Consider the following 14,967-nt stretch of genomic DNA (forward strand, 5'->3'; position numbering starts at 1 on the left):
GCGACGCCCGGCACGCACGCTCGCGGCGTTGCCGGAAGGTCCTGGTAGCTCCGCTACAAGGACCTTCCGGCGCCTTGCGATCGCACGCACCGGACGCCGCGAGCTGACCGGACTCCCCTTTTGTTCGCAGCTCTAACCCCCGGTGGGCGCACGGCGCAAGGATGCGCGGCCCGGTCGCACTGCGGCGTACGGACGCGCCGCCGGTCGGGCCGGGGACCGGGTCAGGGGCGCAGGAAGGGGCGGTTGAGGTGGGCGGGGGCCAGGAGGTCGCCGCGGGCGCGGGCGTCGTCGAGGAGCCTTCGGCGGGTGCGGCGGGCGGTGGCCTGGTCGCTCTCCAGCCCGTACGCGACGCTCGGCGCGACCAGTTGGACGGCGTGCACGAGGACGTCGCCGGTGATCACGACGCGTTCCCGGCCGCCCTCGACCAGCACGGACTGGTGTCCGGCGGTGTGTCCCGGTGTCGGTACGGCGGTCAGTGACGGGCCGCCCGGCCCGCCCTGCACTCTGACACGCCCGTCGATCCCGTGCAGCAGACCGGCCCGGCGCAGCGGCTCGATGACGTAGGCCAGGGCGCTGTCGCCGGCGGCCAGGGCCGTGATCTCCGTCCGCTGGACGACATGGCGGGCGTTCGGGAACACCGGGGCGCCGGTGGCGTCGACCGTCCAGCCGTAGTGGTCCTCGTGGAGGTGGGTCAGCACGACGGTGTCGACGTCGTCCCGCTCGATGCCGGCGTGCCCGAGGACCGCGGGCAGGTGGCCCGGCACCGGCGCCCAGGGCGACGCGGGGCTGCCGACCGGGCCGATGCCGGTGTCGACGAGGGTGACACGGCCACCGGGCCTGCGGACGGCGTAGCAGCGGAAGTCGAGTTCCCACGTGTCGTCCGGGCCGAAGGCGGCGGGGTCGAGCCGTTCCGCGCGGGCCCAGTCCGCCTCGGCCGCGTCGGGGAACCAGTGCTGCCGCCGGCCGGGGAAGGTCCCGTGGGCGTCCAGCAGCGCGAGCACCTCGTAGGGGCCCGTGCGGCGGGCGACGATGTGCGCGGTGCGCGTGGCAGGGCGGGGCCCGGCCGCGTGGGCGGAGCCGCCCGGGCCGGCCCATGCGGTGAGTGCGCCGACGCCCGCGGCGGCGCCGCCCCGCAGGAGCCGGCGGCGGCTCGTGGAGGGGTGCGTCGTCGGGGCGCCGTCCGGAACGCGGCGGTCGGTCATGGTCTCTCCCTCGTGGCGTCGGTGGGGGTCCTGTCCGCCATCGTGCGGGGGGCCGGGGCACGGGGGCTTGTACGTTCGTGTCCGGTTCGCAGGGGGGCGGGCAAGGGGCGGGGCCAGGGTCTGTCCGGCGGATCGAGCGGCAGTCGACTCACCGCGCCCGGTCGGTCCAGGCCGACGGGCGCCGGTGCGTGCAGTCGCCGGACGCAAGCGGGAGCCGACGCGGAGCGCCGGCGAGTGATGGTGACGACAACGCCACGGGCGGGCGGGCCGGCCCCCGCGCCCGGGGCGTGATCCGCCGGGCAGGGGCCTGGGGCGTGTTTCGGAAGTGCCACCTGCCCCGCGGCGTCCGGCACGCACGCTCGCCGCGTGGCCGGGATCATCCCCGTACGCCCGGTACGAGGACGCCCCCCCCGCCTTGCGATCGCACGCACCGGACGCCGCGGGGCCCGCCCTCCGGGCGGACGGCGCGGCCTTCGAAACACGCCTAGGATGCCCGCATGTCCGGGGACCGGCGGGTGTACCTGTGCGAGGACGACGTTCACCTCGCCGACGTGCGCTGCGGCAGTACGACGCGCGGCTGGTCGCCCCTGCGGCCCGCCCCCGTGTTCGGTCTGGTGCTGGTCCGGGACGGGGTGCTGCGCGGGCGGTCCGACGGTGTCGAGCACGTGCTGGACGCGGCCGGCGTGTTCGTCGAACGCCTCGGTTCGGAGCAGCAGTTCGCGCATCCCCTGGGCCCCGACACGTTCACCGAGATCGTCCTGTCCGAGCCCCGGGTCGCGGATCTGCTGGGCGGCGATCCCACGGTCCCGGAAGGCCTGGTCATGGTGACGCCGGAACTCGCCCTCGCGCACCGGCTGCTGCTCTCCCGCGCCCGCCGGGACGCCGACGGCTTCGAACTCGCCGAGCGCACGGCCGTGTTCGCGGCCGCGGTGTTCGCGCGGCTCGCGCCGGACCGCGTCGCCTCCGGCCGGCCCGCCTCCGCCGCCGCGCGCCGGCGTCTCGCCCACGACGCTCGTGCCGTGCTGGCAGCCCGGCCGACGGTCGGCCTGGAGGCGTTGAGCCGGATCGTGGGCGCGTCACCGCACCACCTGAGCCGGGTCTTCACGGCCGTCACCGGCAGCACGCTGTCGGCCCACCGCGACCGGTTGCGCCTGGCCCGCATCCTGGACCGGCTCGAGGAGGGCGAACGCGACCTGGCGGGACTGGCCCGGGAGCTGGGTTACACCGACCAGTCCCACATGACCCGCGCCGTCCGCCGCGCGGTGGGGATGCCTCCCGGCCGGCTGCGCACCCTGCTGACGTCCGGCGGAGCGTGACGCGGGGCCCGCCCTGCGTCGCGGACAGAGCCCGCGGTCGTGTGCACCGGGCGGCGGGACGTCCTGGCCGCCCCTGCGCTCGCCCGCACTGGTGCCCCGCCCTCCTCACCGGGGCGGAGAACCAGCACAACCATGCCCCCTCCGGCTTCCTCGGCCGGGCCGTCCGGGGCCCCCGCGAAGCCCCCGCCCGCCCGGCGGTCCCCGGCGGGCTGAGGAATCCTGGCAGGGAACAGTTCCACCGGGCGGCTCCACGGGCGCGCGGGGGGAGCGGCCGGAGAGATCGCGAAGGAGACCAGCGGATGACCGCCTGGACGAACCACGAACCGACCCGCGTCGGGCATGCCGGCGCACTGGCACGCTCATGAGCCGGATCCTGGTGACCGGTTCCACCGACGGACTGGGACGCGCCGCGGCCGAGGCGCTGCTGTCCGAGGGCCACGACGTGGTCGTGCACGCACGCAGCCGCGAGCGCGGGGCGGTGCTGGACACACTGGTGGACCGCGGGGCGCACCTGACGGTGGCCGACTTCACGCAGCGGGACGCGGTGCGGCGCGTCGCCGCCGAGCTGAACGACGCCGAGCCGCTGGACGCGGTCATCCACAACGCCGGCGTGTGGAGCGGACCGGCGGTCATGCCGGTCAACGTCGTCGCTCCCTACCTGCTCACGGCCCTGCTGCGCGCTCCGCGCCGGCTGGTGTACCTCAGCAGCAGTTCGCACTTCAGCGGGCGTCCGTCACTGGAACGGGTCGACTGGACCGGCGCGAGCGCGGGCTCGTACGCCGACAGCAAGCTGTTCGTCACGGTGCTCGCCGCGGCGGTGGCACGTCTGCGGCCCGCCGTGCCGAGCAATGCCGTGGATCCGGGCTGGGTGCCCACCAAGATGGGCGGACCGGGCGCGCCGGACGATCTGGAGCTGGGGCACCGGACCCAGCAGTGGCTGGCCGCCGGGAAGGATCCCGAGGCGCTGCGCACCAGCGGTGGGTACTGGTACCACCGCCGGCTGGTGCGGCCCCACCCCGCCGTCCACGACGAGGCGTTCCAGGACCGTCTCCTGCGGGCACTGGCCGACGAGACGGGCACCGTGTTCACCTGATCCTCTCGCGCCGTGCGGCGCCCGCGCCCGTACGCTGCACCCGCGCCGGCGACACCCTGCCCCCGTCGGTTCCGGCGGCCGCCCCCGCCCCCTCCGTGTGGGTGACCGCGCGGAGGCGGGCCGCGCGGGGCGGCCGGGCCCGGTGTCAGAGGCGGAACGCCGCGGACACCCGCTCGGTGAGATCGTCCTCCGTCATGGTGGTGTCCACGTCGATGGCGCGCAGCCGGAGCCGTGCCGTCTCCTCTTTGAGGCGTCCGGTGAACAGACGGTCGCGTTCGGCGAGGTTGCGGCCGGCTTTCGCGGGGTCGCTGGTCCTCCACACGAACCCCTCCCCCGGCACCGACCGGCTCCGGAGGGCCGATGCGCGGAAGCCGGGCGTGGGAAGCAGCCAGACGGCGTGCTCGGGGGCGGCCAGCAGGGGTGCGACGAGGTGCGGCAGCAGGCGGAATCCCTCGACGACGACGCACGGCTCCCCGGGCAGGCGCAGGAGGTCTTCGACGATCAGACCGAAGCCCTCGCCCCGGAACCAGTGGAACGTCTCGAGCATGACGCGCGGGGTCCGGTTCACCCATCGCTCGTCCATGTCCATGGCGATGAACCGGTGCAACCAGGGCGCCTCTTCGGGAGTGGTCCGCCCGGCGTGGTCCCGCATCACGTCGTCGGTCGCGTACAGACGCCAGCCGTGGCGGTCGGCGAGCCGCCGGGCGATCGTCGACTTGCCCGCACCGCTCCCGCCGCCGATCCAGAAGACGTTCCGCAGCCGGGCGGCGAGCCCGGCGGCGTCGGCGCCGACTTCGTACGGTCCTGACTGCATCGTCCTCCGATCCAGGGGGCGGCCGGGGCCCGGCCGCGGCCGTTTCAGACGGCGGCCTCGTCCGGGCGTCCGGGGCTGTTCTCGGCGAGCAGGCCGACGAGGGCGTCGGCGTGCGCGGCGCCGCTCTCCTCGACCACCTGGCGCACGCTCTGCGCCTCGCGTACGAGGGCGAAGCGGATCCGTCCTTCCGCGTCCGTACGGTAGCCGTGGACGGCCGGACGCGGCAGTGAGTTGTAGGCGAAGTGGGTCGAGAAGTAGTAGGCGCCGGTGTCGTACAGCGCCACGATGTCGCCGGGGTCGACGGCCGGGAGTTCGCGTCCCACGGCGGTGAGGTCACCGGCGAAGCAGCAGGGGCCGGCGATGTCGACGGTCTCCGTCGCCCCTTGCTTGGGGCGGCCGACGGCGTCGAACACACCGGCCCGCAGGGGCCAGGAGCCGGGCATGAACACGGTACGGGTGGCGACCTGGGCGCCCGCGTGGGTGACGGCGATGCGCCGCCCCCCGGCGGACTTGGTGTACTCGACGAGGGAGGCGATGGTGCCGTTCTTGGCGAGCAGCGAGCGGCCGAACTCGGTGACCAGGCTGTAGCGGCCGTCGAACAACTCCGGGACGGCGGCGCGCAGTTCGGTGACGTAGTCGGCGTAGGCGGGCCGGTCCTCGTCGCTGTCGAAGTCCACCGGCAGTCCGCCGCCGATGTCCAGTCCGGTGACCTGGCGGCGGCCGAGCGTGGCGTTGATGTGCTCGGCCAGGTCGTGGGCCGCGCGGACGCCCTGCGCGATGAGCGGCAGCGGGCAGCCCTGGGAGCCGACGTGGGCGTGGAGACGGGTCAGCCAGGGGCGTGCCGCGAAGGCTTCGACCACGGCCTGGACGGCTCCCTCGTCGCGCAGGGCGATGCCGAACTTGGACGTGGTGGTCGCGGTGCTCATCGCTCCGATGGCGCCTGCCCCCACCTGCGGGTTCACCCGCAGACCGATCGGTCCGGCGGGCGGGCGGCCGGCCAGCAGGGCGTCGACGCGGGCGAGTTCCTGGAAGTTGTCGAGGTTGACCGCGATGCCGTGGTCGAGCGCGAACCGCAGTTCGGCGACCGTCTTGGCCGGGCTGTCGAACACCAGCCGGTCGGTGGGGAAGCCGGCCTCCAGCGCCAGCTCCAGCTCGCCGGGGGACGCCACCTCACAGCCCATCCGGGCCCGGGCGAGCAGGCGCAGCACCGGCACCAGCGAACACGCCTTGGCGGCGAAGGTGTGCTGAACGGGGGCCGGGCCCCGGAAGGCGTCGAGCAGGCTGTCGACGGCGGCGAGGACACCGTCCACGTCCAGGAGGCCGATCAGGGGCGAGCGGGCGTCCAGCAGTCCCTGCCCGACAGCCGCGGCCAGGGCCGCCTCCCGGGTGGTGCGCCGCCGTCGGGCCGAAGCGGAAGTCACGTGGAGTCACACCTCACAGATCCGTGGTACGACGGGCCGCGGCCGCCCGCCGCACGTCCCGCCGGTTCACCGGGCGCGCTGCGGCCGCAAGGGACAGCTTGCGGTGCGGCGACCGGACGCGTCATCGTCCGCCGCGACCAGGAACGGCCTCGGTGTCGTCGTGTCTCACAAAGGAACGATCACCGAGTGCCGGGCGGGAGGCCGTGCGTCTCCGGCGCCGTCACCGTCCCTCCGCGACCGCTGCGGGAATCCGTCGGCCATCGCCGCGGGGGAACCCGGCCGCCCCGCAGGGGCCGGGGCGCCGGGGTCAGCCGCCGCGGCGGGCGAGGCGGAGTCCGAGGTCCGCCAGCAGCCGGCCCACCGGGTCGCTCACGTCGACGCCGAACAGGTCACGGGCGCGGCGCAGCCGGTAGCGCAGGGTGTTGGGGTGCACGTTCAGGCTGAGCGCGGCGGCACGGGCGTCGCCGAACTCGGCGAGGTACGCGGCGACCGAGGCGCCGTAGGCGGAACCGTGCGCCCGGTCGTGCGTGACCATTGCGTGCACCGGGCTCGGCATGTCCTGCCACAGGGGCTCGATCCTGTCGAGCACCTCGAGCAGGGCGGCCTCGGCGGCCACCTCCTGGTAGGCCGCGCAGGCCGGCGTCGGGGAACCGCCGGGCGCCCTGGCCGCCCGTTCGCGCAGGACCCGTACCACCAGCTCGGCGGAGGCGCGGGACGCGGCCACCCCCGACAGGTCCGCCGCCTGCCGTCCGGCCCCCGCGAAGACCATGCTGTGCGGCAGGGGGCGCACGCCGGCGGCCAGACGGCGCGCCGGGTTCACCTCGGTGCCGCCGGCGCTGGACACGAGGACGAACAGTCTGCCGTCCGAGCGGGTGGTCACACAGCCCGGCAGGTGCGCGGCCGCCTGGAGGGCGAGGGTGTCGAGCACCCGGTGGCCTGCGGCGTCCGCCTGCGGTGCGCCGGACGGCGCGGTCCGGGGGGACCGCCCGGTGCCCGCGGGGCCGGCCGGCGCCGGGCCGGCGGGGTCCCGGGTGTCGTGGACCTCGACGACGACGACCGTGTACGGCCCCTCGGGCGGCACGCCGAGTCCGCGCGCCGTCCGCTGCGCGCCGGGGCGGCCCTCCAGCAGGTCCCGCAGGGCCCGTTCACGGCGTCGGGCCTCCTCCCTCCCCGATGCCGCGTGGTGCACGAGGTGCGGCACGGCGGCGCGCGCGGCCGTTCTCAGCGCCGCGGCGGCGTCCTCGGCGAGCGGTCGGCCGTCGGCGGCGGCCCACAGGGACCCGAGCACCTCACCACCGTGCCGGACCGCGATGGCCAGCCGCTCGGCGCAGCGGTCGTCGGCGGGCAGGCGCACCACGTCGCCGCTGCTCCACAGCGCCTGGAAGAAACCCCGCTCACGGAGTTCCGCGACCCTCCAGCGGGGCACCTCCTGGCCGAGGATGGTCTGTGTGCGCAGCGGGTCCGCCCCGTGCTCCAGCCGCGAGTAGGCCAGCACCCGCGAGTGCGGATCCTCGATGGTGATGGCACCGCCGACCAGGTCGGCCACCGTGTTGGCGAGCCCCGCCAGGTCGCCCAGGCGCAGGCCCTCCCCCGGGGGCGGGGCGGTGGCGGCCCCGGCCACCAGGGCCGTGCGCAGCCGGCCGAGCAGCTCGGTCCAGCCGGTGTCCGGGGAGCGGAGCAGCAGGGCGGTACGGCCCTGGGCGACCGCCTCGGCCAGGGCCGTGCGGGGCCTGCGGGCGCCGGGGCGCAGCACCAGGGCGGCGGCCCCGGCCCGCTCGGCGGCGCGCAGGACGTCCACCGCTTCCGGGGAGTCGGCAGGTGTTCCCGGGGTGAGCAGGACGTGGCCGGGCGCCGTCCAGTCGTCGTCGCGCTCCTCGCCGACGTCGTGCACCGTCACCTCGGCGACCGGGACGTCGGTACCGAGCGGTGCGGCCACCACGTCGAGCAGCCCGGGTCCGGCCAGCGTGAGGAGGTGGGCCAGCGTCGGACCACCGGCGTGCGGGGTCGGCTCGCGATCCATCCCCCCATTATGTTGCGGCCGGGGGGACGGAGCGGCGGGCCGCCTGGCCGCGCGCGGCCGCCGGACTCGGCCGCCGCGTGCCGTCACCGCACTCGGCCGCCGCACCCCGCCGCCAGGCCCGGCCGCCGCGCACGGTCACCGGATCCGGCCCCGCGCCCCGCGCCCCGCGCCCCGCCGCCAGGCTCAGCCGTCGCGCACGGTCACCGCGCGCCGTCGCCCCGGCCGGGGGCTGGGGCGCCCGGCGGCCGGACGCGTCAGCGCAGGGCGCCGGCGTCCGTGTCGGGCGGGCCGCCCGGCGGGGGCACGTTCGGCTCGAACGGGGCACGGGAGCCCCTGTCCGCGGAGTCCGGAAGGCCGCTGGCCCAGGCCATCAGGGCGGGGTCCTCCAGGTCACGGACCCACAACGTGGACAGGTCGAGGGCGTCCGGGCTGGGGCGGGAACCGACCCCCACCACGCGCAGTCCGGCGCGTTTGGCCGCTCGGAGCCCGTTGACCGAGTCCTCCACCGCCAGCGCGTTCGCGCCGTTCGAACCCAGGCGCCGTACGGCCTCCGCATAGGTGTCCGGGTACGGCTTGGGCCGGATGGGTCCCTCGGGGACGACCACGTGCTGGAAGTGGTGGCGCAGGCCGACCGACTCCAGGCTGAACTCCACCAGGTCGGCCGGGCAGTTGCTGGCCACGGCGAGGGGAGCCCTGCGGCTCAGGACGGTGACGAGTTCCCGTGCGCCCGACATGGGCGCCGGGTCGCGTGCGACGAGGGAGCGGTAGGCGGCCAGGAGCTGTTCGGCCAGTTCCTGCGCGCAGTCCGGTCTGCCGATGAACTCGGCCATCAGGGCCCCGCACTCGATGTAGTGCAGGCCCTTGGTCCGCTCGGCGAACTCCGGTCCCGGCGCGTGGCCGAAGCCGCGCAGGACGACGCCGCGGGCGCGTTCCCAGTGCCGTTCGGAGTCGACGAGTGTGCCGTCGCAGTCGAAGACGACGGCCTCGGGTGCCCAGTCGGGGTCGAGCGTGTGGTGTTTCGTCATGTGCTTCGCCGTTCTTGGCGGGGGTGCCATCGGGATGGGTGGGGGGTGAGGCGCCCGTGCGGCCCGGGCCCGGCTGCCGCGGGGCTTCGCCGGACGAGGACGCGAAGCCGGGCTGGTCGCAGCCGGCCGGCGGCCGCGACGGGCGGGAGGACGGCGCGGTGGGAGAGCGCCGCCCTGTCTCCGCATCCGGAAACATAATGAACGTTACGCTCGACCGGCTCGCCGGCAGGAGTGTGCCGGTGCAATACGCACATGTGGGTGACGTCTCACGGGTAGCGGAGCACGCCCCTGGCCGTCACCGCCCCGTTCTGACGAAAGCGGAAGACGGCGACCCTGCCCCGGACGGTGCCCTGCACGGCGGCCGGCGGGGTGTGTTCGGTGAACTGCGAGGCGGTCATCCGCCCGCCGACCGGCCGGGTCAGGCGCCCGCCGCTGCGCAGGGCGACGGCCTGCCGAGCCGCCTCCAGCAGGGCCATCCCGGGGACGTGGTCCGTCTCGTGGTCGAACAGGAACGGGTGGTGGGTGTCGGCGGGGTCCACCACGAGGGCGCCGTCGTGCAGCGCGAGGAGGGCGTCCGCCTCCGACGCGGTGCCGAGCAGGGCCGGCTGGGGCCGCGGGCGGCCGGTGGCGGACCGTGGCGGGCCGGGGGGCGGAGACCGGCGGACGGCGGCGTACCGTTCGGCCGTCAGGAACCGCGCCCCGCCGTCCGCACGCGCGAACACCTGCCGCCCGGTGAGGAAGTCGGCGCGCAGGCGCATCCCGGACACCCGCCCGGAACCGGGGGTCTCGACCAGGTCGGTGACGGTGACCCGGCAGGTGATCTCCGTGGCGCCGTGGGGCGCGCGCGGTTCACGGGCCGGGTCGATCCGGTACGACACGTCGTCGATCAGGGATCTGTCGGTGGCGGCGACGCCGAAGTGGCGCCGGGGGACGTAGAGGCCGAGCTGGCGCAGGGTCTCGACGACCATCCACGGGCTGTGCCTGGCGTCGGGCCGGCGGGGGAAGGTCGGGTGCGAACGCGGCCACACCGCCGCGGCGCAGAAGGCACGGCGGCCGCAGGGCCGTACATCGGTCAGCAGCACCTCGGCCACCGAGACGCGGTGGACGAGTTCGCGGGGGACGGTACGGGACCAGCTGGACGGCGTCAGACACGTCTCACCGGCGCCGCAGTCCTGTGGCCCGTCCGAGACACGCGGCGCGCGCGAACTGCGCCCGGAGCCCATGACAGAATGCTAATAAGACGATTGCGCGGTGTGCACGTCGAGCCTTCCCGGCATTCCCGCGAATGGGCTATATTCCCCCTCGCGATCTCCCCCAAGGGCAAGGAACACGCGTGCACGAACGGGCGGAAGACACCCGCAGGGCGGTATTGCAGGCAGCCGCGCACCTGTTCTTCGAACGGGGATACGCGGCGACCAGTATCGCCGACATCAGCGAACGGTCCGCACGGACCAGCGGCGCCATCTATTTCCATTACGCCGGCAAGGAGAAACTGGCGCGTGCGGTGGTCGAGGCGCACTTCGCCACCTGGCCCGTCCTCATCGCCCGCAACGAGACCGCGGGCGCGCCCGCGCTGGAGAACCTCGTGCGCCTCAGCTTCGCGGTCGCACGGGCCTTCCGCGACGACGTCCTCGTGCGGGCCGGCGCGCGCCTGTGGGCCGAACGCCGGTCCATCGACGTGGAGATGCCCCCTCCCTTCGTCGGCTGGATCGCCACGGTGGAGCGCCTGCTCACCGACGCCCGTGCGGAAGGAACGCTCGCCCCCGGGGCCGACCCGGCCCGGGACGCCGCGACCCTGGTCTCCGCCTTCTTCGGCGTGCACACGGTGTCCGACGCGCTCGACGAGCGGCGCCTGATCGAGGACCGTCTGACCGCCCTGTGGCACCTGGTCCTTCCGGGCCTGCAGACCGACCCGGCCCCCGGCGCCCTGCTGGCCCGGGTCAGGGACGACTCCGCGTCCCTGCCGCGGTGAGGGACGGCCGAGCCTGGCGAGAATCCGGGGGTTCTCGGCATTTTCGCCGCTGTCGGCTGTCCGACGCCCTCCCTAGGCTTTTCCCATCAGCTGCCCGACCGCCGATGAGAAGGCCTTTCACATGTCTGACAAGAACAACACGGAAAAGCGCGACGGAGACAACGGCAGGGAATACGACGGGAACGGCGTCTCCCGGCGCACCGCGTTGGGGCGTGGCGTGGGGGCCGGGATCGGGTTCGCCACGATCGGTCTGACGTCCGCGTTCGCCACCGCGGTGTCCGCTGCGCCGGCCGCGGCGGCCTCGCGGCCGGCGTCGGCCGGCCGTGGCGCCCCGCAGGACGCCGGATCACTCCCCCGGACGGTGGCGGGCATCCGCATCCCGCGGAGCGAAGTCGCCCAGAAGGCGGCGGCGTTCGCGCAGAGCGCCTCCTCCCCGACCCTCTTCAACCACGTCATGCGGACGTATCTCTACGGCTGTGTCCTGTTCGACCAGCGCGGAGTCTCCTACGACCGTGAACTCGTCTTCGTCGCCGCGGTCCTCCACGACCTGGGACTGGTCGAGGCGTACCAGACCCCGTCCGAGCGCTTCGAGGTCGACGGCGCCGACGCCGCCCGGCGCTTTTTGCGGGAGCAGCGCATGCCGGCTGCGCGCGTGGAGGTCGTCTGGGACGCGATAGCCCTGCACACCAATGCGGGCATCGCGAAGCGCAAGAGGCCGGAGATCGCCATGGTCTCCGTCGGGTCCGGGCTCGACTTCGCCGGAAACGACCTGCAGAGGATCCCCTCCGGCACACTGGAGGAGATCCTCGACGCGTTCCCCAGGGAGGGCTTCAAGCAGAACGCGGTCGACACCATGCTGTCGCTGTGCCGCACCAAGCCCATGTCGGTCATGATGCACCCCTTCGCCGAGGTCGGCCGCCGCCACATCCCCGGCTTCCCGGTGCCCACGGTGGAGGACCTGGTGCTGGCCGCGCCCTTCGCGGAGTAGGGCCGCGCCCGGTCATCGAAGACGGCCGGGCCGAACCCCCTTGGCGGGTACGGCCGTTCGGCGGGCCGGGCGTCCTCGAAGCGGTCCGGGCGCGCCGAGGCACTCGGCTCGCGGGACGTTCAGGAGGGCCAGTGCGCCCGGCGCCCGTCCGGGTTCTTCGGTGCGCGAAGCCGAACTTCCCGTGCCCGCAGGGCATCTCACCACGCGTACGGGCCGTGCGCCGGGGGGAGGGGATGTTCCTATGGTACGTCGAATCCGGGTCTTGCTGTCGACGGTCCTGGTGCTGGTGGCGGGGTCGGGGGCGGTGTCCGCGCCGGCCGGTGCCGTCATCGGCGGGTCGAGGAGCGGCTACGGTCCGTGGGCGGTGCGCATGCTCGTCGACGGCGCGCCGGTGTGCACCGGGACGGCGATCGCACGGCAGTGGATCGTCAGCGCCTCGCACTGCTTCTTCGAGCAGGGGCAGCCGGTCGCCGACAGGCGGATCTCGTTCAGGGTGGGCAGCCTCGGCATGCGCAAGGGGACCACGGTCCGTCCGCTGCCCGGCAGGCGCGTGGGCAGTGCGCGCGCCGACATGATGCTGATCGAGGTTCCGCCGATGAAGGTCCGCACGGCACGCCTGGCCACGGCGGGGGTCCGCCGGGGGCAGGTGGTGCGGCAGTACGGGTGGGGAGCCACCTGCACCGGGGACGAGAACACCTGCCAGTCCCCCGTGCTCAAGCAGTCGGTCCTTCGGGTCGTACGGCCGGACGACCCGCGCTGCGACGGCTTCACCGCCCCGGGCGGTTCGGACTTCTGCGTGGAGAAGGTGTCCGGCATTCCCGCCGGGGGCGACTTTGGCGGCCCGGTGATGAGCGCCGGCCCCCGCGGCAGCGAAACCCTCCTCGGCGTCTTCGACGGCTCCGGCCGGCAGGAGATCGCCGAGGCCGGAGAGGTCTCGCGGCAACTGGCCTGGATCCGCTCGGTCACCAGGCGTCAGCGGCCGCCTTGTCGTCGGGCGCCGGGCGTCCTGAGCCGGGTGCGGTCCGGGCCGGTCTCCTCCACGGCCCGGCGGGCGTCACGGCCGGGTCTTGTGCGCGAACACCCACCGGTTGCCCTCCAGCGCGTCGTTCTGCTCGGGCAGCGGGCCGCGTCCGTGCCGGTGGGTGAACTCGAAGGGGGTGTGGACGGACGTGGACCAGCCCCTGCCCGCCAGATCACCCGCGGAGTCGGGCCGGGGGCCCTTGTCGAAGAGGCGGAGCAGGTCGATGCCGATCTGCTGCCGCGTCGCCGTGTAGAGCGGGCTGTCACGGTACTCCAGCAGGTCCTTCTCGAGTTTGACCTCGTACGCCAGGGCGCTGCCCGGGGTGCTCAGCCGGTCCACCATGTCGATGAGGTACGTCTCGGCGGCGCTCGGCAGGTAGAAGAGCAGTCCCTCGGCCAGCCAGACACTGGGTGCGGCCGTGTCGAAGCCCGCGTCGGTCAGCGCCGCGACCCAGCCGGCCCGCAGGTCGACCGGGACCGTCACGCGCGCCGCCTTCGGGGCGGCCGACACCTCCGCGAGCACCTTGTGCTTGAACTCCAGCACGCCTTCCCGGTCGATCTCGTAGATCACGCAGTCGGGCGGCCAGTCCAGCCGGAAGGCGCGCGTGTCCAGCCCCGCCCCGAACAGGACGACCTGGCGGGCACCGGCGCGGACGGAGTCGAGGAGGAAGTCGTCGAGGACTCTCGTGCGCAGACCGAAGTAGCGGGCGAAGCGCCCCCACAGCGGGTTCCCGTCCCCGTCCGGTACCTGGTGCATGCGCACCGGCCAGGCCGCGCACGCCGGTGCGGCGCGTACGAAGTGCTCGGCGTAGACGTCCCGTGCCAGGCTGTCGGGGCGGTGGGTCTCGATCGCCCGTGCCGCGGCGACCAGGAGGGCGGTCAGGCCCACCCCTGCGTCCACGCCGTCCTCGCCGGTGTTCTGCGGCGCCGTACCGACCATGTTTCCTCCGTTGACGAGAGTGGAGAGCCCGTCCGCTGCACTGGAGCCGTTCACCGGCTTCTTCGGTGCGGGATCAGGACGGGTTTGACCACGCGACCCGCCTCGCAGTCGCGTTCGGCCTCGTTGATGCCGGCGAGTGGGTAGGTGCGGATCAACTGGTCGAAGGGGAACCGCCCGGCCTGCCACAGCCCGGTCAGGCGGGGGATCAGCAGCCCCGGCACCGCGTCCCCCTCGCAGATGTGGAAGATGCCGCGTCCCCGGTCCAGTGTCCCCGGTTCCAGCGGCAGCGCGGTGTGCAGCCGCGCCACCAGGCCGAGGCGGCCGGTGGGGCGCAGCGCCCGGAGGGCGTCGTTGATCAGGGCGGCACAGGCCGTGGTGTCCAGTGCGTACTGCGCGCCGCCGTCGGTCAGCCGCCGGATGCGATCGGGCAGCCCGGCCGAATCGGAGGACAGCGGGATCGCGCCGAACCGCTCGGCCAGGGCGAGCCGTTCGGGGTGCCGGTCGACGGCCACGGTGAACGCGCCGGCGGCGGTGGCGGCCATCACCGAGGCCAGGCCCACCGCTCCCGCGCCGTAGACGGCGAGGGTGTCACCGGGGCCGATGCCGAAGACGTTCAGCACCGCTCCCGCGCCGGTGAGGAAGCCGCAGCCGAGCGGTCCGAGCAGTTCGACGGGCAGGGCGGGGTCGACCCGGACGGCGTTGCGGGCCGGGACCAGGGCGTACTCGGCGAACGAGGACTGGCCGAACCAGCGGGGGGCCAGTGCTCCCCCGGCCCCGTCGGTGAATCGGGGCGGGTCCTGCTCGCGTCCGCCGAAGAGGTTGAGGGAGGCGAAGGAGTCGCAGTAGGCGGGGGCGGCGGCCCGGCAGTTGCGGCAGTGTCCGCAGGAGTCGAAACTCAGCACGACGTGGTCGCCGACGCTCAGTGCGCTGTCGGGTCCGCCCGTCCGCACCACGATCCCGGCGCCCTCGTGGCCGAGGACCGCCGGCAGCGGGCTGCGGCCGGCCGAGTGCCGGACGGCGAGATCGGTGCGGCACATTCCGCAGCCCGCGATCTCGACCAGGACCTCGTCGTCCGCCGGGCCTTCCCGCAGGACCACTTCCTCGACCTCGAACGGGCTCTCGTACGACCGCAGTACGGCCGCGTCGAATCTCATGG

General features: G+C 74.6%; 12 protein-coding genes and 1 pseudogene. 5 read left to right on the top strand and 8 right to left on the bottom strand.

Annotated features, from left to right (window positions below):
• Window positions 1-221 precede the first annotated feature (221 nt).
• Complete coding sequence (locus tag ABZ719_RS24340; RefSeq protein WP_366727296.1) at window positions 222-1,202, bottom strand: MBL fold metallo-hydrolase; 981 nt, start codon at window positions 1,200-1,202, stop codon at window positions 222-224.
• Window positions 1,203-1,699: 497 nt separating this feature from the next.
• Here ABZ719_RS24340 and ABZ719_RS24345 point away from each other — a divergent pair, with 497 nt between their 5' ends.
• A complete protein-coding gene (locus ABZ719_RS24345; protein ID WP_366727297.1) occupies window positions 1,700-2,518 on the top strand; it encodes an AraC family transcriptional regulator in 819 nt (272 codons plus the stop codon).
• A gap of 361 nt (window positions 2,519-2,879) precedes the next feature.
• On the top strand, window positions 2,880-3,611 hold the full coding sequence (locus ABZ719_RS24350; RefSeq protein WP_366727298.1) for an SDR family NAD(P)-dependent oxidoreductase: 732 nt from the start codon (window positions 2,880-2,882) through the stop codon (window positions 3,609-3,611).
• A 145-nt stretch (window positions 3,612-3,756) separates the two neighbouring features.
• On the opposite strand, the gene ABZ719_RS24355 is transcribed toward ABZ719_RS24350, so the two are convergent.
• The 5 genes from ABZ719_RS24355 to ABZ719_RS24375 all read right to left on the bottom strand — a co-directional run bounded on the left by ABZ719_RS24355 (window position 3,757) and on the right by ABZ719_RS24375 (window position 10,114).
• On the bottom strand, window positions 3,757-4,425 hold the full coding sequence (locus ABZ719_RS24355; RefSeq protein ID WP_366727299.1) for a hypothetical protein: 669 nt from the start codon (window positions 4,423-4,425) through the stop codon (window positions 3,757-3,759).
• Between the two features lie 44 nt (window positions 4,426-4,469).
• Window positions 4,470-5,846 carry a diaminopimelate decarboxylase gene (locus tag ABZ719_RS24360; RefSeq protein ID WP_366727300.1) on the bottom strand — a complete coding sequence of 459 codons (1,377 nt, stop codon included), beginning with the start codon at window positions 5,844-5,846 and terminating at the stop codon, window positions 4,470-4,472.
• A 307-nt stretch (window positions 5,847-6,153) separates the two neighbouring features.
• A complete protein-coding gene (locus ABZ719_RS24365) occupies window positions 6,154-7,866 on the bottom strand; it encodes a helix-turn-helix domain-containing protein (protein ID WP_366727301.1) in 1,713 nt (570 codons plus the stop codon).
• Between the two features lie 254 nt (window positions 7,867-8,120).
• Window positions 8,121-8,891, bottom strand: coding sequence for an HAD family phosphatase (locus ABZ719_RS24370; protein ID WP_366727302.1), 771 nt, complete (start codon window positions 8,889-8,891; stop codon window positions 8,121-8,123).
• Between the two features lie 266 nt (window positions 8,892-9,157).
• A complete protein-coding gene (locus ABZ719_RS24375; RefSeq protein WP_366727303.1) occupies window positions 9,158-10,114 on the bottom strand; it encodes a ScbA/BarX family gamma-butyrolactone biosynthesis protein in 957 nt (318 codons plus the stop codon).
• Between the two features lie 110 nt (window positions 10,115-10,224).
• Here ABZ719_RS24375 and ABZ719_RS24380 point away from each other — a divergent pair, with 110 nt between their 5' ends.
• The 3 genes and pseudogenes from ABZ719_RS24380 to ABZ719_RS24390 all read left to right on the top strand — a co-directional run.
• Window positions 10,225-10,863, top strand: a complete 639-nt coding sequence (locus ABZ719_RS24380; RefSeq protein WP_366727304.1) for a ScbR family autoregulator-binding transcription factor — start codon at window positions 10,225-10,227, stop codon at window positions 10,861-10,863.
• Window positions 10,864-10,984: 121 nt separating this feature from the next.
• A complete protein-coding gene (locus ABZ719_RS24385; RefSeq protein WP_366727305.1) occupies window positions 10,985-11,851 on the top strand; it encodes an HD domain-containing protein in 867 nt (288 codons plus the stop codon).
• Between the two features lie 241 nt (window positions 11,852-12,092).
• Window positions 12,093-12,815: pseudogene (locus ABZ719_RS24390) on the top strand (trypsin-like serine protease); the annotation flags it as partial.
• Between the two features lie 90 nt (window positions 12,816-12,905).
• On the opposite strand, the gene ABZ719_RS24395 reads toward ABZ719_RS24390, so the two are convergent.
• Both ABZ719_RS24395 and ABZ719_RS24400 read right to left on the bottom strand, forming a co-directional pair.
• Window positions 12,906-13,811: a class I SAM-dependent methyltransferase gene (locus tag ABZ719_RS24395; protein ID WP_366727306.1), complete on the bottom strand. Its 906-nt coding sequence runs from the start codon at window positions 13,809-13,811 to the stop codon at window positions 12,906-12,908.
• Window positions 13,812-13,861: 50 nt separating this feature from the next.
• On the bottom strand, window positions 13,862-14,965 hold the full coding sequence (locus ABZ719_RS24400; protein WP_366727307.1) for an NAD(P)-dependent alcohol dehydrogenase: 1,104 nt from the start codon (window positions 14,963-14,965) through the stop codon (window positions 13,862-13,864).
• Window positions 14,966-14,967 lie beyond the last annotated feature (2 nt).

Source organism: Streptomyces sp. NPDC006743 (assembly GCF_040703815.1).
Classification (GTDB): domain Bacteria; phylum Actinomycetota; class Actinomycetes; order Streptomycetales; family Streptomycetaceae; genus Streptomyces.

Excerpts from the sequence above, each read along its gene's own strand:
- ABZ719_RS24340 (WP_366727296.1), bottom strand. The coding sequence starts at position 1,202 with ATGACCGACCGCCGCGTTCCGGACGGCGCCCCGACGACGCACCCCTCC.
- ABZ719_RS24345 (WP_366727297.1), top strand. The coding sequence starts at position 1,700 with ATGTCCGGGGACCGGCGGGTGTACCTGTGCGAGGACGACGTTCACCTC.
- ABZ719_RS24350 (WP_366727298.1), top strand. The coding sequence starts at position 2,880 with ATGAGCCGGATCCTGGTGACCGGTTCCACCGACGGACTGGGACGCGCC.
- ABZ719_RS24355 (WP_366727299.1), bottom strand. The coding sequence starts at position 4,425 with ATGCAGTCAGGACCGTACGAAGTCGGCGCCGACGCCGCCGGGCTCGCC.
- ABZ719_RS24365 (WP_366727301.1), bottom strand. The coding sequence starts at position 7,866 with ATGGATCGCGAGCCGACCCCGCACGCCGGTGGTCCGACGCTGGCCCAC.
- ABZ719_RS24370 (WP_366727302.1), bottom strand. The coding sequence starts at position 8,891 with ATGACGAAACACCACACGCTCGACCCCGACTGGGCACCCGAGGCCGTC.
- ABZ719_RS24375 (WP_366727303.1), bottom strand. The coding sequence starts at position 10,114 with ATGGGCTCCGGGCGCAGTTCGCGCGCGCCGCGTGTCTCGGACGGGCCA.
- ABZ719_RS24385 (WP_366727305.1), top strand. The coding sequence starts at position 10,985 with ATGTCTGACAAGAACAACACGGAAAAGCGCGACGGAGACAACGGCAGG.
- ABZ719_RS24395 (WP_366727306.1), bottom strand. The coding sequence starts at position 13,811 with ATGGTCGGTACGGCGCCGCAGAACACCGGCGAGGACGGCGTGGACGCA.
- ABZ719_RS24400 (WP_366727307.1), bottom strand. The coding sequence starts at position 14,965 with ATGAGATTCGACGCGGCCGTACTGCGGTCGTACGAGAGCCCGTTCGAG.